The 316-nt window shown below is 48.4% G+C and carries 1 protein-coding gene; it reads right to left on the reverse strand.

What is annotated here, in order from left to right; translation table 11 throughout:
• Window positions 1-43 precede the first annotated feature (43 nt).
• Window positions 44-316, reverse strand: a 273-nt coding sequence (locus BHE89_RS24115; protein WP_216080957.1) for a hypothetical protein, incomplete at its 5' end; no start/stop codon positions are given.

The raw sequence follows: 316 nt of genomic DNA on the forward strand, positions 1-316 counted from the left end.
TTAGGTATAACGGGCAGAATAACGGGTGAAATAATGGGTAGAATCATAGTTTTACTAACTTGCACCCCATGATACTTTCAGTATCAATGCCACTCATTTCTGGACGAAAATGAATGACATAAGGCTCCGCCCTCTGGCTATTTTCTTCGGCTGGACGCCTGAGAAAAAACCATTCACCCAAGCCCGTCAAACTCACTGCGTTCGTCTGACCACCCCCTTTTTTCGCCCCTGTATTTGGTCGCTCAAAAATGTGGTGGTCAGACGCTTCGCTTGACGGGGGGGCTTTGCCCCCAAAACGAAACACGTTCACTGGGGT

The organism is Shigella sp. FC1967 (assembly GCF_001743005.1).
Taxonomy (GTDB): Bacteria; Pseudomonadota; Gammaproteobacteria; order Enterobacterales; family Enterobacteriaceae; genus Proteus.